Consider the following 25,274-nt stretch of genomic DNA (forward strand, 5'->3'; position numbering starts at 1 on the left):
GGTTACTATGGTGTAAGCTCTGCCAATCGATTGGCTACAGAAATAGGTATGAACATCCTAGAGAACAATGGGAATGCAATAGATGCCGCTATTGCTGTTTCCTACGCAATAGGGGTAGTTGAGCCTTATTCATCTGGTATAGGTGGAGGGGGAGTAATGTTGGTTAGTCCTCCTAATGAAGCTCCTATTATGATTAATTATCGTGAGATTTCATCATTTGATGAAGAACGATTATCATCGGATGTAGGTATTCCTGGATTCGTTAAAGGATTGGAACACATTCATCAAAAAATGGGAACTATCAGTATGGAGGAACTATTAAGACCTTCAATTGAACTGGCTACATATGGATTTCCAATAGGTGAAATCTTAGCAAAACAACTAAAAAATGCAACTCATTTAAATAGAGAACAATTGAAACATTTTTTTTCTAACAATCTCCCTCTACGAGAAGGAGATCATTTAATACAGTTGGAATTAGCTGAGACTCTCAAAGATATATCATCAGGAGGAGCTGAAACCTTTTATTGTGGGAAACTTGCAGAGCAACTATCAGAAGCTAGCGGATTATTATTAAATGATCTAAAGAAGTACAGAGTGGAAGAAAAAGGAGCACTTACAGGCGAATTCTGTGGTTATGAAATACACTCAGCTCCACTTCCAGCAGGTGGTTGCACACTAATTCAAATTCTTCAAATGGTTGAAATGGCTTTAGAGCATGAAGTTAAACTGACATCGGAAACAGATCTAGTTGATTTATTGTGTAAAATTGTAAATATTTGTAATTATGAAGGTATGTCTTTATTGGGAGATCCTAATCACGTTCATCTAGATGAGAACTACTTAGTGAGTAGTTCGTATTGTAAACAATTACTCGAGAGAACTTTGGATAAGTCATTTAATAACAATGTATCAAATAAAAATGCTGATTACAATAATACGACCCATATAGTAATTATGGATAAGAACAACATGATGGTGTCTGTAACAAATTCCATAAGTGGTGTTTTTGGTTCGGGGACATATGTAAAAGGCTTTTTCCTTAATAATCAACTTAGAAATTTTTCATCAGATCAAAAGTCTCCTAATGCTAAGGTTCCAGGAAAGAGACCTTTTAGTTTGGTTGCACCATCCATACTAAAAAAAAATAAAACACTATTGGGAATTGGATCAGCTGGTGGTCAACGAATTCCTATTATACTTAGTTATATTTTGATCAATTATATAAATAATAAACTATCTATAGAAGAATCGATAAAACTCCCTCGCTTTTACGTAAATTCAAACAAAATCACACTTGAAATAGGGAATGAAGACATTAAAGGGGATTTAGAAAATAGAGGATATATTGTTGAATTATTAGAAGATAGCTTCTTTTTTGGAGGCGTGAATTCGCTAATTTATGATGATAATTTAGGGCAACTTATAGGTGCGGCTGATAGCAGAAGAAATGGGCATTGTATGATAAGTAGTTTGAGTAATTAATTTAGATCAGAATACAGGAGGTAAATGCAGATGAGCACCTATGAAACCTTAACTTCAGCGTTATCGGAAAATGAAATCTTTAAGGTTCAATATAAACAAGTACTGAAGAATATAAATGATTTAGGAATAAGTAAGTTTTGTAAATTAATAGATTTAGCTGATCAAGAATTGAAAAATAACTCAGTTCAATTTTTACTGGGATATGGATCTAATTTTTATTTTCCTGAACCTACTGATGAAAGATATATTCCAGTTGATTGGATACCTAAAATTTTGACTTCAGATCAATTTTCTCTATTAGAAAAGGGGATAGAACAGAGGGCTAAAACATTTAACTTATTTCTGAATGATTATTACAATGGAAGATCGAGTATTGTCCCCGATGAGATTATCAATACTAGTAAATTTCTATGTGAAGAAAATAAGTCCCTTAAGTTCAAATATCAAGTTTACACTCATTTGTATGGAATTGATATGGTTACTTGTGATACAGGAGAAACTTATGTATTGGAAGACAATTTAGGTCTCCCAGCAGGAATTGGATATCCTCAGATTCTCAGATCTATTAGTAAAAAAGTGATTCCTGAATTATTTGATGGTTATCGCATTTCTGATATCAATATGTACTCTTTGGACTTGTATAGGGCTTTAGCATCCTTATCTGATGTTGATAATCCTGTTATAGTCTATGTGCAAAGAGGTCCTGGGGCGGTTGACCATTTTGAATCACGCTTGTTGGCACAGCATACAAATATTATATTGGCTGACCCAGAAGATCTTCATTACGAGAACAATAGTGAGATATATTTAAAATTAAGTAACGGTAAACTTATGAAAATTGACGTTATTTACTTGAGATTAACTGAAAGATTTAAAGATGTTTTTGATTTAATGTCTAGAGCTTTAGTTACTGGTAAAACTGCTATTGTCACTTTTAGAGGAAATATGTTGCCTGCGGACAAAGCGATTTTTGCTTACATACCAAAGCTAATTAAATATTATTTAAATGAGGAGGCTATTTTAAAACAACCTGAAACTTATTGGTTAGGAGAAGAAGAACATTTAAAGTGGGCACTTGAAAATATAGATAAGTATGTTATTAAGAGTAGGTCTGGTGTCGGTGGAAAACAAGTATTAATCGGCCCTGAAGCGAGTAAAGAGAAGATCGAAGAATGGAAGGAAATTATAATTTCTAACCCTAAAGAGTATATAGCTCAAGAGGTAATAAACTTTAATCAATTTGTAAAATGGGATAAAGAAAAAGATGTGTTGAGTCCTGTCTTTTCTGACCTAAGAATGTTTGGAACAATTGATAGAGATAATAGTGTTAAAGTGATGAAAGGTGGAAGCTGTAGATGTTCTTCACCTTCAAGTCGAATTGTTAATATGTCAAGTGGTGGAAAAGTAAAGGATATTTGGGTGCAAGAACCTTAAATAATATCGGTAAAGAAGGACGGTGCATATTTATGGATTTAATGACCAAAAGCAAAGCTGTCAAAATTTTTTTCTTAGGATGGCAAGCATCAAAAATTAGTAGTGATATTGACTCGATTATCACTTATTTTATTCAAAATGATCTAAGTAATTATAAAAATACTGATTATCAATGGTGGATGCTATTACTTGAAAGATTAGAAGTTCAGAAAGATTGGTTGAGTAATAATATCAAAGACCGAAGTAATTCAGTTGCAATAAAGAATTTCATTGTTAGAGATCTTAGTAATCCGAAATCTTTATTAAATTCCCTTTATATATGCAAGGAGTTTTCAAGCGGCACAATTAACATCGAAGTTTATAATGAATTGCATTCAGCTATTGAATATCTTAAAAATGTTTCTGAGGAAGAGCTTGATTTGAATTTTATTAAAATTCTTCAGAATATAAAAAAGTATTTAAATGCTGTCATCGGTATTATTTCAAGAGATGTACCTTATATGCATATAGAAAATGTTATTCAACTAAATGAGTGTTTTGCATAATTCCGTTTCAGAGAAGAAGCGATAGCATATTCACTGTCGTTAAGGGGTAATTTTCGAAAATGGTATTATATGGGTGAAGAAAAGGGCAGACTTGCAGAATTTTAGAACAGCTCGTTTTTTAAGCGGCAGCCCGTTTTGAATGATGAGAAACGGCGAGCGCAGATGCAAGCAGAACAATGGCATTCAAATACTGGTGAGTTGTGACTTTCTGAATGCCCCGGACATGTGCGGCGTCTGCCGTCAAATAGGTTTTCAATCGGGAGTTGCAGCGTTCTACGCTGGTTCGTTCATTGTAAAGTTCCTTCCAACGCTTTGTATCCCGATGAGGGATGCTGTATCGCCGGAGATCATCCTTCGCATTTACTTTGACGACCATTCCATAGTTTGAAGACGAGCAGGCAGCCATGCCAAGCGGACAGTCGACTTTACCCGTGGCATGCGGGCAGCGAAATTTATGCATATCGCCGTCAACTCCCCAGTATGTCATCGCATAACCCATGGAACAGCACGGTGTTCCGTTCGAGGTCATGCCAGCAGGCGGTTCCTTCTCCCCCCGCAGATTAAGGGGAATGATGGCTTGTGCCTTGACGTTGCGGGCGGCCTCATAAACTTTCATTTGGTCGTAGCCCGCATCGAGTATGAAAAATCGTGTGCTCGTCCTGGACGCTGTTTTCTCGATCAGGCCCGGCGCCATTTCTCCATCATTGACATGCGCCGGCGTTACTTCCAAGGCGATCGGCAATTCACTTTTCGTATCGACCGCCAGATGAATTTTGTAACCAAACCATGTGATTTTATTGCCGAAGGAATCAATTTTTGCGCCCCAGTTCGCATTACCCGTTTGCTCGCTTTTGCGTTTGGGCTGCTTTTTCTCGTAAGCGCGGAGAGCGGCGCTGTCTATGGCGACGTTACTGCCTTCTATGATACCTTCCTGCTGACAGCGTGTGACCAAATCCTCAAAAAGCCGTTTTGCCAAGTCCTTTCTCGTCAGTTCTGAGAAAACTCGGCTTAATGTGGATATGGAAGGAGCTTCTCGATCCAGCGGAAGACCACACTGATAACGAAACCGGAGATCCGTATCCAAACGCTTATGCAACCCTGAAAAGGTACTTATTCCTTCAAGCGGCGCAGCCAAGAGTGCTCGTAGAATACCTTGTCTGCAGTATCCCTCAGCGCCTCGGGGTGAACGGCTTCTCAGTTCCTTGGCATACGGTCTCAGATCGAGAGAACTGAAGAAGATCGGCAATCTCTCCTTGGGTTGAATTTTTAAAAGTTCTTCGAAGGAAAACAGACATTCTTGGAGAATATACAAAGTGACTTCCTCCATCCTTGAGGTTTTTGGGTTTGGTCACTTGAAAACTTCTCCAAGTTGGGGTGAAGTCCCTTTTTTATGTCCGAAAATCCTTACGGCTCAAGGCCTCAGATTACTGCAAAACGCTCAAATAAGTAAGGTGAGGGTTCTTATGAGATATGATGAAGCTTTGAATTACATTTCTCAATTGAGTACTAATATTTCACAACATCGAAGAGAATATATGGAAACTATTTTGGGCAAACTTAGAAACCCACATAATAATTTAAAATTCATTCATATCGCAGGTACTAATGGAAAAGGTTCAACTGCTAATTATATTAGTAATATATTATCCTCGTCTAATTACAGGGTTGGTTTATTCACATCACCTCATATAGAAAGATGGAATGAAAGAATAAAAATTAACAATGTAGAAATAGCTGATCAAGATTTTTCTGAAATTGCAGGATTAACAAAATATGCTGTAGAGCAAATGGTTCTTGAGGGATTGGAGGCTCCTACAATCGCACAATTTCTCACTACAATGGCACTTCAATACTTTAATAAAATGCAATGTGATGTAGTTGTATTAGAGACTGGATGTGGAGGAAAAATGGATCCTACCAACGTTATAAGTTCTCCTGAAGTAGCTGTTATTACAAAAATAAGCTTAGATCATACAAATTATTTTGGGAACTCGATCATTGATATAGCCAAAGAAAAGGCAGGGATAATTAAAGAAAATACAGATACAGTTCTTTACCCACAAAGTGAAGAAGTTACCAAGATACTTTTAGATTGTTGTGTATCTAAAAATGCCAAATTACAACAACCAGATTTTAACAAATTAATTGTAATGGAACAGAATATTGATCGACAAATTTTTTCATATAAAGGATATAAAGGAGTCGAAGTAACCCTTTTAGGTAAGCATCAGATTGAAAATGCTATCGTAGCTCTTGAAGCTGCTGAAGTCTTGATAAAAAAGGGCTATAAAATTACGGAGAATACAATCGCTAATGGTCTTAAAAATACAAAATGGCCAGGAAGAGTTGAACTCTTATGTAAAAATCCTGTTTTCATTCTTGATGGAGCACATAATCTCGATGGTATTGAAGCGCTCGCTAGCTTACTGAAAGAGTATTTCCCGAATAAAAAGATTATATTTATTTATGGTGGTTTAAGAGGTAAGGATAACGAAAAAATGATTCAAGTACTGGCGCCTTTGGCCGAGAGATTCTTTTTAATACCTTATAATTATCACAGGGCTGTGCCACCAAAGGAGATAGCGGAGAAAATTAGTAGCTTTATGGATAATTATAAAGTTTGTATGTCTATTGAGGAGGCTATAAAACAAAGCATCAGTACAAGTGTAGACGGTATTGTTTGTGTAGCAGGATCAATGTATTACTTCAAAGAGTTCAAAGACTACTTTAATCATAAAGAAGAAAAACTTAATTAGTCATCTTACAGTGTGACGCACCATTCTGAAGTTATTGAGGGAGAGGGAGAGGCGGAATTGAATTATATTGAAACAATAAACTATTTAGAGAGCATTGAGAAATTTGGTATTCAACCCGGACTACATCGTATGCATGCTCTCCTTGAGGAAATGGGAAATCCTCAAAAAAAACTGAAATATATTCATGTTGCAGGTACAAATGGAAAAGGGTCGACTATAACTTTTTTAAATAGTATTTTGACTGAGTCTAAGTATCGAATCGGAGTATACACATCACCGCATATACATAAATGGAATGAAAGAATAAAAGTAAATAATCAGTATATAACCGATGAGGAATTTTCAAAAGTTAATTCATATGTAAAGAACAAAGTAACGATACTACTTCAAAAGGGTTTTGAACATCCTACAACTTTCGAGATTACAACAGCAGCTGCTTTTCAATTTTTCTATGAAAAGAAATGTGAGTTAGTGTTACTTGAAGCTGGATTAGGTGGTGAGTTTGATGCTACTAATGTAATTGATTTTGCAGAAGTATCTATCATTACAAAAATAAGCTTCGATCATTTAGACATTCTAGGTAGCACATTACGAGAAATTGCTAGGACTAAATCAGGAATTATTAAAGAAGGAACCACCTTAGTTTTACATTCTCAGGATTATGAAGCTGAGAATGAAATAGTAAAAACTGTTCAAAATAAAAATGCTTCACTGATAAAACCGAATTTCGATGAAATTAAGGTATTAAAGAGTGATATTGAAGGATTCGTATTTAATTATTCAAATTTTACCAATCTATTAATAACTATGTTAGGTGAGCACCAAATTAGAAATGCAGTGATAGCTATAAATGCTTGCTTAGCTTTAAATCAAAAAAAAGACTTTAAGATAAGTGATGATGATATTCGTATTGGAATATCTAAAGCTTATTGGCTTGGAAGAATGGAGGTTATTAATGAAAACCCCTTGGTTATTATAGATGGTGCGCATAATGAGGATGGAGTTGCTAACCTAGTAAATAGCTTATCCAAATATTTTCCAGACCAAAAAATTAAATTTATTATTGGGGTTTTACAAGATAAAAATTACAAAAAAATGATTGAACTAATCTTGCCGATTGCGAGATCAATTTCAACAATTACTCCTTCTAATAATAGAGGACTATCTAGCAAAGTGCTTGCTAAATGTGTTGAGGATCAACAATTTGATGATATTGATGTTTTTGAAAGTATGCAAGAAGCTATTAGAAGCAGTTTGAATAGTTTGGGAGAGAATGAGGTTATTTGTATTATGGGATCTCTTTATATTATTGGTGAAGCAAGAGAGTTCTTTAATAAATGAATATTATCAAATATGAACAAATACTAAACTAGAATTTATTTTAGGGAGGAAAAAATGAAGCTAGATTGGTACAACCAAAATAGAAATTGGAATGTAAATGAAATAGACATTAATCAACAAAAACAAATTGGAAACTCTATACGAACCATAAGGCACTCTAAATATTTGAACTTGCTAGCTGTTCTGCAGTTCAATTCTAATATATATATAATGGATCTTTCTACTCAGAAGGGATTTAGTATTCAGCTTCATGAAATTCAGAGTGATATTAAGTTTATCTTTTGGAGTAAGAATACAAACTGTTTATACGCTCTAACAATGTCAAATTTGATTTATGAAATTGAAGTGGATAAAGATTTTGGAACATGGAAAATAAATAATACTTTTCACAATCCTCTTTTTGATTTTCCTTCATTAAATTATATTCAGATCAATGATGTAGTCAACATTGAAATCCTATCGGATATTAATGAATTAGTAGTTAATAGTGGACTACTTAAAGATAGAATTTGTTCTATTTCATTACATGAAGAAAATTTAGTAATTGGACTAATTAACGGAGAGATATTTGTCAAGGTTGATCAAGAAAAGCTGGTATCGTACAAGGATTGTGAGAGTGAAGTAAATGTAACTTATATTTTGGATGAATCTCTTTTTATAACTTGTTCTTTAGATACGTATGTGCGTCTTTGGAAAGATAACGGAGGAATATGGGATAGTATTGAATTAGGTAAACATACTGGTTGGATATATGACTGTGCTTATTGTAAAGAAAAGCAGATCTTCTATACTGCAGGTGGGGATGGTGTTATTAGTGAATGGTCTGTAACCGAGCAAAAATTAATCGATTTTATTCCACTTAATAAAGGTGTAGCTTCCTCATGCTATTTAAGTTCTGTTTCAGATGATCTATTTGTAGGTAACTATGACGGTAGTTTGGTGAAGTTGAACAAAAAATCAAGTCAGATAGTTCATAAGTATCATAAGAATTCTATATGGAATTTTTGCAAAGACAAATCAGGTACAGCTGTTTATAGTGTTGGCGCTGATAGTAAAATAGTTTGCTCGAGAGCTGACACTGGGCACATTATAAAGAATCTTGAACTAAACGGAGGATGGATTAATGGTATAGAATATTACTCTACATTAAATTGTATTGTAGCTGTTACTTCTGATGGAGAAATAATAATATGGGATAGGGATAACGATTCTTATGAGAGGATCCATCTAGATGATTATTGGTTTAATAATGTTAAGATTGATATCCAGAATAATCATTTAGTAATAGCAACTGCAGAAGGTGACATACTTGTTTTTGACTTTTTCAGGAAGAAGATATATAAAAAAATTCATTTCCATAAGGATCAAATTCTAGATATTGCTTTAGATAACTACAAAAATATATTTATAAGTGTCTCTATTGATGGTGAAGTCGCAATATGGGAACTTAAAAACTTCAAATTAATCAAGTCAATAAAACTCTCACAAATACACCCCACATCTTTGGCTCTGAATAACAAACATGACCAACTCATAATTTCATCTTTAGAAGGCGACATAGTTATAATTTCAATGAATGAAAATTTCAAGATTTCATATTTAATAAAAGCACATGAAGGAAGGATTTGGAAGTCGAGCGTTGATAGTCATGGTGATTTCATGGCAACAATTTCAACTGATCGGAAGTTAAAAGTTTGGAAATTACCATGTTTAGAATTTCTCAAAGAATGGTCGGACTCTACTTTCTTGACGAGTTGTTTAGTTTCTGGAAATAAAGTGTATTTTGCTAATCAAGATGGTGAATTCGGATGTTTGAGTATAGATAAATATAGCAGCGAGAATAATTCATATCTAATCAGCGACCAGAGAACTTCCTGTCAAATCGAGTCGGAAAAGGACCTTTTTGATGTAAAGTGTTTGCTAGTTACTGATCATCTTGATCCTATGAATAAAGCATACACTGAAAGAGTTTATCGTATCCTTGAAGACTTGAACTTAGAATATGTTAGTGTTGATCTGTCCACAAATTCTAGGTTAAAGGAAATAACTTATAGTTTATCTGGATGGCTCCATTATCCACAAATTTATTTTAATGGTCGATTTATTGGTGCTGGTAGTGTTTTGTTAGAGATGTATCGCAATGGAACTCTAAAAAGATTAATACTACAACACATGGAAATTAAATCTTAAATTATATGAATAGATAGTAATTCCAAAACTGGAGGTAGCTGTGTTTATACTCATTGATAATAACGATTCATTCACTTTTAACTTATATCAGTACTTCCTTAGATTTGGTGTAGATATTACAGTTATTAATATTGAGGATATAGATAATCTGAATATAAGCGAAATTAACCCAGCAGGTGTAATTATTTCTCCTGGACCAGGTCACCCCAAAGATCTGCCTAAATTAATCCAATTTATTAAAGATATAATGTGTGAACAAATACCAATTTTAGGAGTATGCCTTGGCTTCCAAGCAATTGGGTATGCGTATAACGGTTCTACTATTGAAGGGGTAGAACCTGTGCATGGAAAGGTCTCTTTAATTACTCATGATGGTAAAGATATTTTCGAAAAAGTTCCCTCTCCTATCAAAGTAACTAGATATCATTCTTTAGTATTAGACGAAAGTAAGGTTCCATCAGAGTTATTGATAACAGCGACAACTAGTGAGGGAACAATAATGGGGATTAGACATATAACACAACCGACATTTGGCGTTCAGTTTCATCCGGAAGCAGAACTTACAGAGTTCGGTATGGAGTTAGTTGGCAATTTCGTAAGATTATGCGGAGAGTTGAGTAAAAATAACTAGGAGGTCTGATATATGTATCTTCCTACCGGATCTGCTCATGTTCATTTTCGCGATAGACATGGTACATTACATGAGTATTTCTTTGAAAATCCTAAAGAAATCATTCAAACATATAACATAGAAGAAGTAGTAAGTTGTCTACATCGTTCAGAAGAGGCATCTAGACAAGGAAACTTTGTAGTTGGATATGTCGCCTATGAGTCAGCAGCTGCATTCGATAAAAGGTTACTTACTAAACCTGCAACGAAGTGTCCTCTTGTATATTTTGCTGTATATGATCGTGAGCAAAGTTTAGACAAATTCGAAAATTATACAGGTGGAGAGTACGATACAGGTTATTGGTCATCTGACACTCCAGCTTCTGAATATAGTGAAATAATTAATTCAATTAAACAAAGTATAAGAAAAGGGGACACATATCAGACTAATTATACTATTAGACTTGAATCTCACTTTAGTGGTGATGACATTTCTTTCTATAAAAATCTTTGTAAAAGCCAAAAAGCTTCATATTGTGCTTACATCAATTTAGGTGATTTAAGAGTTATTTCAGTTTCTCCTGAATTATTTTTTGAGTATCAAGATAACTTTATTGTGACTCGTCCAATGAAAGGTACAATAGCCCGTGGAAGATGGTACGAAGAAGATTTTCTGATGAAGCAAAAGTTGTACCAAACAGAAAAAGAACGAGCGGAAAATATTATGATTGTTGATTTATTAAGAAATGACCTAGGGCGAATAGCTGATGTAGGATCAGTCAAAGTTTCGAAATTATTTGAAATTGAAAAATATCCAAATGTTTATCAGATGACTTCTGAGATTAATGCGACCACTGATGCTGGATTAGTTGAAATTTTTTCAGCGTTGTTTCCTTGTGGATCTATTACAGGTGCACCCAAAGTAAGTACTATGGAAATCATTGAATCAATAGAAAAAAGTGAGAGGGGTGTTTATTGTGGAACAATAGGTTTACTGCTTCCTTATAATCACTACATCTTTAATGTTGCGATAAGAACTGTTCAAATAGAAATGACTAATAACAAGGCTGTTTTTGGTGTTGGTGGCGGAGTTACATGGGATTCTTCAGTAGAAGGAGAATATCAGGAATTAATTAATAAAGCAGCAGTATTACGACAGGATCCAATTGAATTTCAAATTCTTGAGACACTTCGTTTTGATGGAGAAGAGTACTATCTTTTAGATTTTCATTTGGAGAGAATGTCTAAGTCCGCAGATTATTTTGGTTATTCTTATGATAGAGAAGAAATAATTAAAAAACTCGATGCAATCGCAAATAAATGTAATAAATCATTAAGGGTACGTGTTTTGTTGTCTCAAAACGGAGAAATCAACATTGAAAGTTCTGAAATCAAGGGTAAATACAATATAATAAATTTTTCTTTAAGTGAATTTAAAATTGATTCTAAAAACCCATTCTTTTATCACAAAACTACAAATCGTAATATATACAAATTCAATAAAAACAGTTGCATTAACGATGTTTTATTATGTAATGAACGAGATGAAATCACAGAATTTACTATGGGAAATGTAGTTTTAAAGATAAATGATACTTTTTATACACCACCGGTTGAATCAGGATTACTTCAAGGTACATTTAGACGCTATTTGTTAGAAAATAATGAGATACAAGAAAAAATAATCAAGAAAGATGAACTGAAAATTGCACAAGAAATGTGGTTTATCAATAGTGTACAAGGGTGGGTTAGAGCTCAATTAGTAACTTTTAATGAATCTCAATATACTCGATTGGAGAGATAATTTTATGTTAGATGTTAAGCAAAATAATATTATTGTACAAAATAAATCTGAAATAGAAAAATGTATTAGACATTTACTAAGTCTTTTAGGTGAAGATCCTCAACGTGAAGGGTTAATAGAAACTCCTGCGCGTGTAGCTAGGGCATATGCAGAATTATTAAAGGGTTATAGTATGGATCCTTGGGAAGAGCTTGGAACCAAATTCCCCTCTGAATCTCAAAGTGAGTTAGTAATTGTAAAGGATATTTACTATTACAGTCTTTGTGAACATCATATGCTACCTTTCTTTGGAAAAGCACATATTGGATATATACCACAAGAAAATATAATTGGGCTATCTAAATTGGGACGATTACTAGATGTATTTGCTCGTCGATTCCAAGTTCAAGAAAGACTTACAAATCAAATTGCTGAATCACTTCAGAATTATATTAATCCATTAGGCGTGATGGTTGCATTAGAGGGGGAACACATGTGCATGTGTTCTCGTGGAGTTAAGAAAATCGGAAGTAAAACAATCACATATGCAAGTACTGGTTGTTTTGAGGATGATAGAGGACTGCGAGATGAATTTCAAAGAGCTATTGGACAATAGTCCACTAGTTAAATTGAATGAATTAAGTCGAAATATAACTTAACAACCTATGATAAATACACATGAAAGTAGGGATAAATTGACAATTGCATATATAGGATTAGGTACTAATCTTGGTAGAAGGCATGATAATCTTAACACTGCTTTAGATTACTTGGAGAAAAATGAAGAGATTAGAATAACAAGTATGTCTAACCGGTATGAGACTGCGCCTATAGGAAATATTAATCAACCTAATTTTATTAATATGGTCTGCTCGATTGAAACTTCATTAACGGCATTCGAATTACTGGAAAGTTTGATGGAAATAGAGAATGAACTTGGGAGAGTTAGAGAAGAAAAGTGGGGACCTAGAATAATAGATCTTGATATATTAACGTTTGGTAAAGAAAAAATTAATCATCCTGATTTAATTATCCCACACCCTCGTTTAACAGAACGTCTATTTGTTCTTTTACCTTTGTTAGAACTAGATTTAGTATCATTTCCTTATTCTTACGATGAGCTTAATCGTTATATTGTAGACTTGAATGAACAAAAAGTAATACGTTTAGAACAAGAATAGAAACAAGAATAACAAGTCAGGCGCTAATTTATGTTCCTGAACATGTTTTTGATCCGCGCAACCGAAGCCAAGAGTGGATCAAAGACCAAATTTTCCATATAAAGAACATGTTAATCATTATGGAAGGGAGATCCTTAATACTTTTGACATCCAAGCAACATATGAGCGAATAATATGTGATCAAATGGATGTTACTTTATTCAGGCAAGAACAAGGAGGAGTTGAAAAATTAACACAACAATTCAAAAATGACGAGACAAGTGTTCTTCTAGGGAGCGGAAGTTTTTTTTCTGGATTCTCCGTTCCTGGAAGCTCATTAGTTTCCGTTATATTTTCACGATTACCCTTCCCAGTTCCCTATGATCCCTATTTTAAACTGATCGGTGAAGGTTTAGAGGATGTCTTTATGCAAGAAGTGCTTTTTCCCAATATGATGGTTAAACTAAACCAAGGAGTAGGCAGGCTAATCAGAGATATAAAAGATTATGGAATTATTACTATATTAGATCCGAGTGTTTTTCCTCGGATTATGGCAGCTTGATCCAAGGCTGACTTTGAGGAAAAAGGTTACAAATTTACGCGATCCCTAGATGAGGTTCGGGATTTCTATAAATGTAAATTGAATAACGGCTCTCAAGCCAGCTATATTCCCTATTCAAGGAGTCTTCTTGAAATTCCTTCAAATCTTGAAGAAGTCGTAGCATCGTTGAGATCGAAAAAAGAAAAGAAAATTGTTAAACAAAAAACTAAGAAACACAAAATTACTCCGGAACAATTTGAATTCGCTCGTAGCATATGTAAGGAACGGGGTGAGGAACTTTCCTCCAAACTCAAATTTGGGGAAGACCTCTACAAATATTTAGTAGACCTGTAATATGTGAAGTTTCAGGATATATCACCGGTTCGAGAACATGTTCCATATATTAACCAAAGTCAAAGGATAGTACTTTCTAATTACTATGGAGAAGGAACGCGAGTATATCAAGCCAAAAAATGCACAGAAGCTGCATTTGGATGCACAGGCGATTGTTGTGATGAAAAGAAGGCTGAAATTACATCCAAAATTGAAACGTGTGGCGGAAAATTAGAATCTATATATGAAGGGAACGGTCATTGCTGGCTACGGATTACACCGTATGAAAAAAACGATGAAATTCTTTCGATTATGCTCTCTCGTTCGCAAATTCAACATGAAAATGGCGAGAGTTTATTGCATCCGTATCCGCCCCATACCATGATTCTTGTCACGATTATGTTAATCATTTATTCGAATTTTTAATCAAATTAGACAGACCAGTTCAAGAACTGGTCTGTTAGTGTAAATGTTATAGAGTTTCACATTCCTCCGTGATGATCCATTAGGTGAACAATTGGCGGAGAAAAAAGAATAATCAATGAGAGACTAGACATAAATAGTACTGCCAGTTTTCTTTTCATTATTATACACCTCTGTAATTATTTTTTGGTAGGCTTCTATTAAGGCTTTATCGCACTTTTCACGTAAGCTTTCAAATAGGCCTACACACTTAATTATACAGGTTTTTTCATTAATAGATTCTGATTTATTTAAACTATCCACTAAGTACTTAAAACCATTCTTATAGAGGCCTTTGCTTAGGTGATAGTCAGCTAATTCAAAATAAAGGCGTGCAAGACGTTCTTCAATAGTCTGTTTAGTATAAACATCATTTGAATGTTCTGCTTTGACTATTGAAGAAATATCAAATCTTTCAAGAATGCTATCAACATTATAATGATAACGATTGGCCGCTTCGATGATATTCAATAAAGATAGCAATCGTTCGTCTTTGTTGGATTCAAGATACTGGATGTATTCTGGTAGTACGCTAAAATCTCCAGCTGACAACTTGGTGACCATTGTATTCATCTTAGCCCAAGCATAGAATTTTTCTTTCCAAATAAGCGTATCCTTATCATCTTCTCTTACCCAATCTAAGTTTGCGTACAATGCAATGTACTGCATGGCTCGTTCATAGTCTTTCTTGATTTCAAAAACGCTGCCTAATAGTAGATTTGAGTAAGCTATATATGTGAAAAGTGGTGTTGTTAGTTTATAGTCTTGATGATTATATTTTGTAGTTCTTTGATATAGGATTTCAGCCTTGTTTTTGAGTTTTTCAGCCGTTTCCTCTACTTTGTCCCACCGGCGTAATGAACGGTATGTATTCGCTAAATCCTTCAATGCGTCCAACTGATCGTATTCATCCAAGCGATCAACGAATAATTCAAATTGTATTGCTGCTTGATAATTTTTTTCTTGATCCTTTCCAAGTTTGCACATAAACAGGCGATATTGGCAAAGGGCCAAACGTTCTGAATGCTGACTTCTTTCACTGAGAGCAACATTTTCATATAAAATGATAGCAGCTTCTTTTTTACCGATTCTATAGAAATCTTCTGCCACTTCAAAGAGGTGTGGAGAATATAACAAGTTGTCGAGCAGCAATTGAACGGCTTTATGAATCAAGTCCCAATTGCCAATCTCTGCACACCCATAAATAAAAGGTTTAATTCTGCGCCAATTGGGAGTAGATTCTGCTAGAACTTCTTCAAAATACTGAATATAGAAATAACCTTTTGCTAAACCCATGCATTCAGTGATGAGGTCCAATTGTTCGATACTCAAGGTTCGGTTTCCATTCAGAATGTAACTTAATGTTCCGATATTTAAACCTATTTTTTGAGCAAATTGACTTAAGGTTAACCCCTCCTGCTTCATAAAATCATTAAGTCTTGTAGTAATCGTGGTTGCAGAATCCATACTAACCACCGCCCCGATAAGATTTTCCAATATTTCAATAATATCCAATATTTGAATAATGGTCAATTTTACACCACATGACACGAGTTTATTGAAACAAATCGCTGAAGATAATAATGTACACCGCTGTTAGTAAAGAAATACGCTATCAAGTATGCTCTATTCCCAAGAATCTCGTGACTTCAGTCATGAGTGGTTCATCCAGTCAAAAACGATATTATGATTATGTCTTTATGTACGAACAAATGATCTTGCATTTTCATCTCACAAGGTATATAATGGAATTAATTCAATAGCGAAGCTGTAAATAAAAATATGTAAATATTTTACAGTTCTAATATCCTCTTTTTAGAGGGTATTTTCTTTTAATGACCAAATGATAATACAATGAGCGAGGTCAGAACACTGCATAGTGCCTAATTGACTATTCATAGAGATTATTTGCTGTCACGCGGCTATATTTATAAATGAAAAGTTTTTAGCTCCATCGACCTCAGTCGGTGGAGCTTTTCACATTTTATAGAGACTGAATATAGAGGAGGGGAATTGATTCAAAGAAATTGAGTGAAAACAGCGCTTGGATTATAATGGAATCTATGTTGTGTATTCGGAATTTGAAGTTTTTTGGAAATCAATAGGGTATGCGAATACCCCACTAATTCAGAAAAGGGAGTGTAGAAAAATGTTAAAAAAATTAGGACTTGTTTTAATGTCTACGGTTATGCTGCTGGGGATGGCATTGGGATCGGCTTCGGCGGCCCGGACAGTTTATGTTCAGGTTGATGGAAAGAACGTGAGCTTTCCAGATGCGAAGCCTTACGTTGAGAGCAATAGAGTATTGATCCCGGTTCGGTTTGTATCTGAATCGCTGGGGGCGAAAGTGGATTATAAGAAGGAGACTGTTGGTAAGAGAGTAAGCCGGACGGTGTACGTGACTCTAGGTGATAAGAACATTAGCTTGGAGGTCAACAGTAAAAAGGTACTGGTGGATGGCAGTATCGTAACCTTGGACGTTCCAGCCCGAGTTAAGCAAGACCGAGTATTTGTACCGCTGCGGTTTGTATCGGAGGCATTGGGTGCTACGGTGGAATGGAAGTCCAGTCAAAGCCTTGTAAGCATTTCTACTGGTAAAGCTGTAGCTGATCCTGATCCGGTTCCGAGTGATGATAACATGTATAGCACTGAGTTTGAATGGAAGGCGGGATATACAGATTTGGCAAAGGAACTGTTTGTTGACAATATGAAAGTGTCCAACGGTAAATTGACTTTCACAATGCCACAAGGAGCAACCGGAAATTATGGAAATACCAAACTAGTTTCCGGAAAGAACTATACTTTCGAGATCGGTAAGGGCAAAGGAGCCATCTCATTTGCGAAGGTGTATCCTGGACGGGACGAACAAGAAGGGTATTTTATCAACTTGGATAGTAGCTTTAATGAGGATTTAGCTGCTCTTTTCGGAAATGTTAATGAAGCGATCGTAGTAACCTCTGGTGGGTATACTGCGGCACCATTGTCAGAAGTACAAAAATTGGCACAAAATCTTAAATAACGAATCTGTGAGTGTCTATATGTAATCTAAGGGTCTGCGAAGTGTTCGCGGGCTCTTTTTAATATTTATTATTGGTGGTGGAAAAGAAATGAAGAAGATAGGTTCGATATTTTTAATGTTATTCGTGCTACTATCTGCTGTTGCATCTGCTGCAGGAATGCCAATGTTACAGAGGTATGTGAAGGATGTTGATCCATGGGAATATAGCAAGACAGGTGAGCATTTTATAGGTTATATTCCTGCATTGGGGTATAAAGTTTCGGACAACAAGTGGAAACTGTATCAATGGCAAGGGGTATTTACCTTTGCTGATGGTCAGAAGCAGATTATAGACAATTACGACGTGTTTGCTGTGAAGGAAAAACCGGGCGATCCGGTATTTTCGGACAAAAACGGATTTGGACTTACCTATAAGAGCAAGGAAGCTGTAGGGGATCTGTTTGACGCTGTATGGTCAGGACATATGCAAAATGTCTCTCAGAAGCAAAAACAATATTTCCGGGATACTTTTACTGTTCGTGGGATAGATTATGATTCTGATCATGACTATTCATATATTGTAGATCAGTTCAAATTCCTCCGCACTTCCGGCATCGTCAGCCGCATGGGTATTCAATTTGATAGAACACAAAAGATTGACGGTAAAGGCCATGCCTACTTTAATGTCACTGCTTGGCCTACCCTGAAAGTCACACAGGGCGAGGAACTGACCGTGAGCTTCACAACTGCTGGCGTTGATACTGGTGAACGTCAGGTGGATGTCTATGCGCTGCCTAAAGATGCATTTCCTGACATGAGTAAGCGAGTAAAACTAACCTCTATCATTACAACCGATGCTCAGTATAGCAATACCGTCAAAATCGCTAGCAAAGAGCTATCGCGTGTTTTAGGCAAAGACGTGGACATTGTTGTAGATGATGGCTACGGACGTACTCAGATCGAGAGTGTGACATTGGCGGATGATCTCAACATGGACTACGTTCCAACAAAGCTGACGCTAACTGAAGCTGGCCAGCTTTGGGTGAAATTCCGCTATGATGGCGATGAAGATATTATCTCTGGTGACTACGCAAGTGAACGCGGAATGCCAATGACAGCAAAGGTAACGATCGGCGGTGCAGTTCAGGCCGACATTGACCTCTCGTCAATGCACAAGGAGCTGCCAGAGCAGTTTACGGTAGGTAAAGAGTACAGTTATATGCTTGGGAAGATTGAGATCAGCGAGGATCCAGGCATCTATTACATTAAGGCAGATGTCACGATAAACAATCCGAATCATCCAGACCGAGCGCTGGAATCACCGAATGAAGCTTATCATAATAACGAGATAAAAGGCGGCTGGACGATCGAGCGTAAGGGGGCAGAGAACGACCTGATTGCCCAGTCCATTACGGCCAGCCCATCGGCGCTAACCGTAGGTCAATCGTCTACCGTAACAGCAAAGGTGAAAAATGTGGGTAGCACGGATATGTCCAACGTACTGATTCGCTTTGTGGAGAATGGTAAGAAGATCATATATGAAACCCGAAAAGACATGCCAGCCAACAAGCCAATTACTGTAGGAGGCTTCAAATGGACAGGCCCGGTTGGGACTCATAACTTAAGTGTTCATGTAGACCCCGAGAAGGAGAAGCAGGATAAAGATCGTTCTAACAACGTAGCCTTCACAGGCTGCTCTGTAACTAAGAACAGCGGGGATGCTTATTGTGATACCACCAAGCCAGAAGCAAAGTGGGATGTATCATATCCATTGATTACTGGCTATCCAACCAAAACAAGAACAGTAACATGGACGGATAGTGAAGGCAAATCGCATACCTCTACCGAATCGTACACTGACTACAGTGATCCGATTTGGGAGAACCGTACAGTAACCTATAATGAAAAGCTGTCGGTTACGGCTGAACTGAATACCAAACAAGGGATTCCTACAGCCCCGCCTTGGAAGCCGGAAGAAGCGAAGGAATCAGACAGGGAAAGTCGCGGTTCATGGGAGATTATACCTTGGGCTGAGGAGAATGGTTTGAATCCAAATGAAGTTACTCGTGCCGGTTATGGAGTGGAGATCAAGGTCCAAACCAAGTACACCACAGATTGGGAAACAAAGGTTCCTAAAGGTTTAGAAGGAACGGCCAAACCGATTGGAGGGGAACTGAAAGGGCCGACTGAGGTAAGAGTATATATTTGGGATACCAACGATGATTACGTGACCAGCATCGGCCTGGTTAAGACAAGTGGGGATGATAAGTCAGCTACGTGGGAATTGCCGAGGGAGCATTTCAAATCTAAGTTTCTTGATATCTACGAACGAAAATTCTACACGGATGTCAAAGCTCCTGATGGAGAGTATACATTTGAGATTGTAGCTATGCATGCAGGGCAGAACGATTTATCATCTTGCCTCGTTAAGAAGATAACCATCTATGGAAGTATGTACGATGATTGGCAAACGAAGCGGGATACATCGGAGTGGTATTAATAATGATCGTTGCATGTATGTGATTTGAGACTTATAATTTAGATATAAGATAAATATATTAATAATGGGACGGCGGTCACCGTCCCATGCAACAGCCGCTTTTAAGGGCGGTTCGGCTTTAAGAGTGAATGACAAAAAGTAGACCAATCACCTTTGCTGGGGGCGGTCTACTTTTTGTTGTGGAAAGAAAGTATAAGTACAACGAGAGTCGCAAATGAAATCATTAGCGTCAACGATTGATATACTTCCACAGGCATCACCTCCCTTCCGAGAGGTTAGCCGACCGCCCATATAGCCTTTCTGTTGCATCTTCAATTATAGCATGAACAAACATCAGCAGTCTCTTCGGAGGCTGCTTTTCTGCATTTAGTAAGAGTAATTTTGAAAGGAGAGAATATGAGCTATATTTACGTGCATGTTACTCTTTTCCTTGTTATAGGAGTAGCAACATATACTGATCTTAGATGGAGAACTATTCCGGATTGGCTTATTATGAAAGGATTAGGGCTTATATTACTGATAAGGATTTTTAATTCAGATCAGAATCAATGGCGTTATTTTCTTGGACTGTTTGTAGCATCAGGTGTGTTGTATCTTGCCGCTTTACTGATTCCAGGTTCAGTCGGCGGTGGAGATATAAAGTTGATGGCTCTAGTCGGGCTGGCTATTGGCTGGCAGGAGTCATTATTGTTTCTTTGTTTAATACTGATCTTGGCTGGGGTATGTGGAGTCATTGGGATCATGGTTACGAAAAATCGAAAAATGAAAATACCACTGGCGCCATTCTTTTTAATAGCGCAGACATCAATGCTTGCAATAGGATTAAGTTAACTTGAACTTGGAAAAATGGTTAGAACGAATATATCAATATAGAATGTATGTTTCCATTTTGAGATGAGGATGGTATAATTATCTTATATATTTATTCTCTCTATACTCCCTAATGCAGGAGACAAGAGTCACCTAAATTGGTGAAGGTTTGCAATCCCTCCCCTACAGGCTATAGGCTGAGGAAAAAGTAGGACAAAGAGGTTTCCCCAAATCTCCATCGCTGAGAACAAGGGAAGAAGAGTACCGAAAGGCTCTGATAAAAGTATTGCTTTCACGCATTTGCTTGTATCTGTTGAAATTATGACATTGTTTTAAAAGCCGATTTTTGCATGGATTTTTCATGTGGGGATCGGCTTTTTTATATTTAATGAAAGGAGCGTGCGCCATTCTTATTTGTTTGATAAGTTAAATGAGGAGGTATTAATTTGCTGTTGCACGTCAAAAGTGGAGAGTTGTATCCGGTCGAGTTTCTCCCCCTGCAACCTGTAGATATAAAGCGGGGTATGAGAGGCTGGGAGAAAGCATTTAATTGGGACATCTACTTTGGATACCGAAATGCTGAATTATATAAATTGGTGATCCGTGGGAATGATTACATACAAGGGGTTATTGCCTTGGAACGAAAAGCAGATCATGTGTACATACACTTGATCGAAAGCGCACCTCATAATCGCTTTGATACGGTGTTTGATTTTGTGGGGGAGACTTTAGTTTCCTTTGCTTGTCAACGTAGCCTTGATCTTGGCTATGAAGGATTTGTAGCTCTTGATGCAAAAACACATCTAATTGCCTATTATGCACGGAATATGCTTGCTACGCATATAGGCGGTGGTCGTATGATCATTAACGAGGCTAACGCCAGAAAGCTAATTATGCTATACTTAAAATAAGAGGTGATGACCATGGAAAGAATGAAGTATCCAGAGGAGAGCATTGATGAAGCAGCTCGCCGTTTAACCGATGGACATTATGTTGTTCCATCTGTTCCAGGGGACAATCCTGATCGTGACAGAACCATCAGTGAGGCCATCGCTAAAATGAAAGCTGAACGTGCAGAAAATGCTCGTTCCTGAATAACAGCTTATAGATATTTGATATTGTTTATTTAAAAGTCGATGAACAGGGAAACGCCTGTAGACATTGGCTTTTTTTTGCTATTCATAAAAATCTCGCCTCTCGCCCGGCGTTAAACGGCGGTGTTTATTTCCGACACCGCCGTAAGGCGGCTTGGGATAAACGGGAAGGAGTAAAATGAGTTTAGAATTGAAAGGGCACAGTGCCAATGAGATTATTCAGGAAGAGATGGAAATTCGTCGTATGAATGCGGAAGCTCGGTTGATCAACGCTCGGATTCGGGCTGAATTGTTCAAAGGTAAAAAGCAAATGGACTCAGGGAAATCCGCTTCTCCTTCTTGCGGGAACGACTATATTCTTCAGAAATATCGTAAAATTAAGCAGTTGGAGAGCTACGTTAAAGAGGAAAAACACCGCTTGTTAGAATTGATGGAGAACCCGGAAGGTGTATTTAATGTACACCTTAAAGATGAGCAAGCTCTCGATATTGGAGAAAAATATTTGAAGAAGTATTATTTCAGTTTGTTTCGAGAAAATGTATTGAAGATGGGATTGCTTCCTGAACCAAAGTGGTCAGATGAATTTAATGTCCTGCTTTGGTGGAACAAGTTATTGCCCATGCTCGATAAGGAAACAGTAAATGAACTGTACATGTTTTTCCAAGTGGATGAGAATGATCGTGAAGTTGAACAAGTCATGCGAAAAATGGTTGTAGAACAATATCGACGTTTAGGTTTGAAATGATTAGACTTAGCCTCTGCCTTCGGGTAGGGGCTTTTTTTGTTTTTACTGAAGGTTGAAGGGAGGTAGACGATCTTGATGAGCAGAGAAGCCATTTTGGATGCCCTATTATCGGCTACGGCTGAGAACGAAAACATGATGTGGATGTTGGCAGCTCTCAGGATGGCAGAACGGCCTGTGCAGAAGGAGCAGTTAAGAGAGGTAACTAATGCTTTATATCAGCAGATTCACCCTAATGTGGAGCAAGAGCAGTTACCGATTAGATCAAGGCACTTGCTGGACGAAGCAGCGGCAATGTTGGAAGGCGCATCGCTGGTAAAAGTAGCAGAAGTGGCAAAATCCAAGCGATACACATTATCTCCGTTAGGGGAAGAACTACTCAACTATAGGCAATATAAGCTGATGCAAGAACGAGTCAAACGAAAGGAAGTGGGGCAATGAATATCAGCTTGAAGTATGGTTTTTTCGGCTTGGGTATGGGAGGGACATCTATTGCTCATGCGTGTGCTGGAATACGGTTGACTGCAAAGAGTGAACAGCGCCCTTATACGGCCATGCTCGTTAACAGTAACCAAATGGATCTTCTTAAATTGCCGGATTACCCAAATATTAAGAAGATTACGCTCACGGGGTACGAACGAGGTGTAGGTCGAGATATTCAGCTTGGACAGGAGGCATTCAATGTCCATAAGGCTGATATTGCGGAGACTGTGCAAAGCTATTTTAGTGACCGAGATTACATTTTTGTCTGCTGTGGTTTAGGTGGCGGTACAGGTACTGGAGCGATTATTGAGGCTATTCGTCTATTGCACGGAAAAGGCTTTGTTGGGCGCTTCGGTCTGCTGCTTACGTTGCCACGGCGTAATGAAGGCAGGAAGGTACTGGATAATGCCTTGCAGCGTCTTCAGGTGATAAAGAGAGCTATGCAAGGATTAGGGGCTATCGTTGTAGTGGACAATGAAAAGCTGTTTCAAACTGGCCTGAGTCAAAGTCAGAGTGTAGAGGACTTCATGAAATCAAGTAATCGGCATGTAGCACGTCTGCTTCATGATCTTAACACTGTCACTTCCTGCTATAAGCCCTATGGTAGCTATCATTTTGATGCTTCGGAGTGGCTGAACATGTTAAAGACGGGAGGATGCCTGCATATTGGTAAGTGCGTACTACCTGCTCAGTCAGTTGATCTAGCTTCTCCAGTAACATACATGGAAGCAATCAAGCAAAGCGTGCTGAACGGAGAGCTGTCGGCTGGGTATGATCTTCAAGGCGCAACCAGTAGCGCAGTCAGCATTGTGGCTGACAATGTAGCGGCAAGACGTCTTTTCACTCATGCGTTTGTGGAGCAGATTCAGTCGTTCCTGCATGAGAGTACACCGATATTGGATGAAAATCCGGTGGCGACTTATGTCGGAGATCAGCCGGGGAAAATTACGATCTATACCGTATTTGCAGGACTCAATTTCCCGGATAGTGTGATGAAACTGACAGAGGAATTGGCAGAGCTAGAGCGCAAAGCGGAAGAACGCAGCCAGAAAACGGATACCATTGCAGAAGCGCTGGCAGGGGTCAAGTCCAAGGAAAAGAAGGCGGCGGTTGACTTGGAGTCGTTACTTTCAGAGTCTGAACCAGCTTCAGCCCCAGCCCAAGGGCAGTCGATTGACAAAGACCCGTTTGATTTTTTAAACCACTTGAAGTGATACGCTTCAATTAAAACGATCTGCGGCAGAAGAAACGAGAATTTTCTAAATTTTTACTGTTAAGTGATGCACATAAGAAAAGGAGAGTGAAGCAGATGTCATTTTGGGAAGATCAGGCCCGGAATAAAGTTGAAGAGGTTGAGGGGATGTATCGTCAAGCAGTGGAGCTTTCTTTTAAATTAGGAAAGTCTTTGTCGGAATGGCGAACGATGCTACCTGAAAGTACATCTCCTGATCCCAAGGTTTATCCACCGTGTATCTATAGCACATTCATGTTAGGAGATTATCCAGTGTATCAATTCTCTTATCAAGGAATGCTTCCGCTTTACCTGAAAGACAAGCAATACAAAAATCAGATTAAGGACTACTACACTCAGGCCACTATGGAAGCAACCGCAGCTTCTCAAAAAGAAGCCCCAATATTGAAGTCGGCCTTTATTTACATCTGTCATTTCTTTGAGGATTTAATGATTCGTGATCTGGACAATCGTAACCGTAGTGCAATAATCAACGCTATTCGATATGCCGGATTTGTTAAAGATGATTCATGGAAGGAAATTGAAACAATGGAATCAGGATTCTTGGATGTGAAGCGTAGAAACCACGTTCAAGTCTTTGTTACACCTTCCCGAAATGCTTTGAAAATGATCGAAAATGTCCGTGAAAAATATAAATCAGGGTACGATTTTTCGGGTATGTTTGAACCCGATAAACGCCCCGTATGAGTTGAACCCGTTATTTTCGGAAAGAACTTCTTGAAAATATATGCTGGATGTTGGATTGTACCCGGTACG

At 37.4% G+C, this 25,274-nt stretch carries 24 protein-coding genes; 21 read left to right on the forward strand and 3 right to left on the reverse strand.

Annotation, left to right across the window (positions count from 1 at the left end; genetic code table 11):
• Nucleotides 1–30: 30 nt before the first annotated feature.
• The 3 genes from BFJ94_RS24850 to BFJ94_RS24860 are packed head-to-tail and all read left to right on the forward strand — an operon-like array spanning nt 31 to nt 3,464.
• Entirely contained in the window at nt 31–1,485 is a 1,455-nt protein-coding gene (locus BFJ94_RS24850) for a gamma-glutamyltransferase family protein (protein ID WP_229717249.1), read from the forward strand.
• Nucleotides 1,486–1,515: 30 nt separating this feature from the next.
• Nucleotides 1,516–2,919, forward strand: a complete 1,404-nt coding sequence (locus BFJ94_RS24855; RefSeq protein ID WP_162944397.1) for a circularly permuted type 2 ATP-grasp protein — start codon at nt 1,516–1,518, stop codon at nt 2,917–2,919.
• Between the two features lie 32 nt (nt 2,920–2,951).
• Nucleotides 2,952–3,464, forward strand: coding sequence for a hypothetical protein (locus tag BFJ94_RS24860; RefSeq protein WP_120464998.1), 513 nt, complete (start codon nt 2,952–2,954; stop codon nt 3,462–3,464).
• A 118-nt stretch (nt 3,465–3,582) separates the two neighbouring features.
• Here the strand turns inward: BFJ94_RS24860 and BFJ94_RS24865 are convergent, their stop codons facing one another.
• Complete coding sequence (locus BFJ94_RS24865; RefSeq protein WP_016311143.1) at nt 3,583–4,776, reverse strand: transposase; 1,194 nt, start codon at nt 4,774–4,776, stop codon at nt 3,583–3,585.
• 1 nt (nt 4,777) lies between these two features.
• Between BFJ94_RS24865 and BFJ94_RS24870 the strand changes: the two genes are divergently transcribed.
• From BFJ94_RS24870 to BFJ94_RS25530, 9 genes are all read left to right on the forward strand, one after another.
• On the forward strand, nt 4,778–6,220 hold the full coding sequence (locus BFJ94_RS24870; RefSeq protein WP_120464999.1) for a bifunctional folylpolyglutamate synthase/dihydrofolate synthase: 1,443 nt from the start codon (nt 4,778–4,780) through the stop codon (nt 6,218–6,220).
• Nucleotides 6,221–6,277: 57 nt separating this feature from the next.
• A complete protein-coding gene (locus BFJ94_RS24875; RefSeq protein ID WP_120465000.1) occupies nt 6,278–7,561 on the forward strand; it encodes a bifunctional folylpolyglutamate synthase/dihydrofolate synthase in 1,284 nt (427 codons plus the stop codon).
• 54 nt (nt 7,562–7,615) lie between these two features.
• Nucleotides 7,616–9,751, forward strand: coding sequence for a glutaredoxin domain-containing protein (locus BFJ94_RS24880; protein WP_120465001.1), 2,136 nt, complete (start codon nt 7,616–7,618; stop codon nt 9,749–9,751).
• A gap of 40 nt (nt 9,752–9,791) precedes the next feature.
• Entirely contained in the window at nt 9,792–10,382 is a 591-nt protein-coding gene (locus BFJ94_RS24885; protein ID WP_120465002.1) for an anthranilate synthase component II, read from the forward strand.
• A gap of 12 nt (nt 10,383–10,394) precedes the next feature.
• Entirely contained in the window at nt 10,395–12,164 is a 1,770-nt protein-coding gene (gene pabB / locus BFJ94_RS24890) for an aminodeoxychorismate synthase component I (RefSeq protein ID WP_120465003.1), read from the forward strand.
• A gap of 4 nt (nt 12,165–12,168) precedes the next feature.
• Nucleotides 12,169–12,759 (forward strand): GTP cyclohydrolase I FolE, encoded by a 591-nt coding sequence (folE, locus tag BFJ94_RS24895; protein WP_120465004.1) that lies wholly within the window; start codon nt 12,169–12,171, stop codon nt 12,757–12,759.
• A gap of 79 nt (nt 12,760–12,838) precedes the next feature.
• Nucleotides 12,839–13,324, forward strand: coding sequence for a 2-amino-4-hydroxy-6-hydroxymethyldihydropteridine diphosphokinase (folK, locus tag BFJ94_RS24900; protein WP_162944399.1), 486 nt, complete (start codon nt 12,839–12,841; stop codon nt 13,322–13,324).
• Between the two features lie 73 nt (nt 13,325–13,397).
• Nucleotides 13,398–13,865, forward strand: a complete 468-nt coding sequence (locus BFJ94_RS24905) for a helicase C-terminal domain-containing protein (protein ID WP_120465006.1) — start codon at nt 13,398–13,400, stop codon at nt 13,863–13,865.
• Nucleotides 13,866–14,201: 336 nt separating this feature from the next.
• Complete coding sequence (locus BFJ94_RS25530) at nt 14,202–14,603, forward strand: hypothetical protein (protein ID WP_162944400.1); 402 nt, start codon at nt 14,202–14,204, stop codon at nt 14,601–14,603.
• A gap of 123 nt (nt 14,604–14,726) precedes the next feature.
• Here the strand turns inward: BFJ94_RS25530 and BFJ94_RS24910 are convergent, their stop codons facing one another.
• Nucleotides 14,727–16,172: a helix-turn-helix domain-containing protein gene (locus BFJ94_RS24910; RefSeq protein WP_229717213.1), complete on the reverse strand. Its 1,446-nt coding sequence runs from the start codon at nt 16,170–16,172 to the stop codon at nt 14,727–14,729.
• Between the two features lie 616 nt (nt 16,173–16,788).
• Here BFJ94_RS24910 and BFJ94_RS24920 point away from each other — a divergent pair.
• Both BFJ94_RS24920 and BFJ94_RS24925 read left to right on the forward strand, forming a co-directional pair.
• Nucleotides 16,789–17,658, forward strand: coding sequence for a copper amine oxidase N-terminal domain-containing protein (locus tag BFJ94_RS24920; protein WP_120465008.1), 870 nt, complete (start codon nt 16,789–16,791; stop codon nt 17,656–17,658).
• A gap of 88 nt (nt 17,659–17,746) precedes the next feature.
• A complete protein-coding gene (locus BFJ94_RS24925) occupies nt 17,747–20,137 on the forward strand; it encodes a CARDB domain-containing protein (protein WP_120465009.1) in 2,391 nt (796 codons plus the stop codon).
• 167 nt (nt 20,138–20,304) lie between these two features.
• Here the strand turns inward: BFJ94_RS24925 and BFJ94_RS26260 are convergent, their stop codons facing one another.
• Complete coding sequence (locus BFJ94_RS26260) at nt 20,305–20,394, reverse strand: putative holin-like toxin (RefSeq protein ID WP_222860704.1); 90 nt, start codon at nt 20,392–20,394, stop codon at nt 20,305–20,307.
• A 139-nt stretch (nt 20,395–20,533) separates the two neighbouring features.
• Between BFJ94_RS26260 and BFJ94_RS24930 the strand changes: the two genes are divergently transcribed.
• The 7 genes from BFJ94_RS24930 to BFJ94_RS24955 all read left to right on the forward strand — a co-directional run bounded on the left by BFJ94_RS24930 (nt 20,534) and on the right by BFJ94_RS24955 (nt 25,205).
• On the forward strand, nt 20,534–20,968 hold the full coding sequence (locus BFJ94_RS24930) for a prepilin peptidase (protein ID WP_120465010.1): 435 nt from the start codon (nt 20,534–20,536) through the stop codon (nt 20,966–20,968).
• A 425-nt stretch (nt 20,969–21,393) separates the two neighbouring features.
• Nucleotides 21,394–21,858 (forward strand): hypothetical protein, encoded by a 465-nt coding sequence (locus tag BFJ94_RS24935; RefSeq protein ID WP_120465011.1) that lies wholly within the window; start codon nt 21,394–21,396, stop codon nt 21,856–21,858.
• A gap of 12 nt (nt 21,859–21,870) precedes the next feature.
• Nucleotides 21,871–22,041, forward strand: a complete 171-nt coding sequence (locus tag BFJ94_RS25535; RefSeq protein WP_162944401.1) for a hypothetical protein — start codon at nt 21,871–21,873, stop codon at nt 22,039–22,041.
• Nucleotides 22,042–22,219: 178 nt separating this feature from the next.
• Nucleotides 22,220–22,786: a hypothetical protein gene (locus tag BFJ94_RS24940; RefSeq protein ID WP_120465012.1), complete on the forward strand. Its 567-nt coding sequence runs from the start codon at nt 22,220–22,222 to the stop codon at nt 22,784–22,786.
• 72 nt (nt 22,787–22,858) lie between these two features.
• Nucleotides 22,859–23,224: a hypothetical protein gene (locus tag BFJ94_RS24945; protein ID WP_162944402.1), complete on the forward strand. Its 366-nt coding sequence runs from the start codon at nt 22,859–22,861 to the stop codon at nt 23,222–23,224.
• A 35-nt stretch (nt 23,225–23,259) separates the two neighbouring features.
• The gene (locus BFJ94_RS24950; RefSeq protein ID WP_338044304.1) at nt 23,260–24,480 is read left to right on the forward strand and encodes an FtsZ/tubulin family protein; all 1,221 of its coding nucleotides are present in this window, start codon (nt 23,260–23,262) and stop codon (nt 24,478–24,480) included.
• Between the two features lie 95 nt (nt 24,481–24,575).
• Nucleotides 24,576–25,205: a hypothetical protein gene (locus BFJ94_RS24955; RefSeq protein WP_120465015.1), complete on the forward strand. Its 630-nt coding sequence runs from the start codon at nt 24,576–24,578 to the stop codon at nt 25,203–25,205.
• Nucleotides 25,206–25,274 lie beyond the last annotated feature (69 nt).

The organism is Paenibacillus aceti (genome assembly GCF_003614185.1).
Lineage (GTDB): Bacteria > Bacillota > Bacilli > Paenibacillales > Paenibacillaceae > Fontibacillus > Fontibacillus aceti.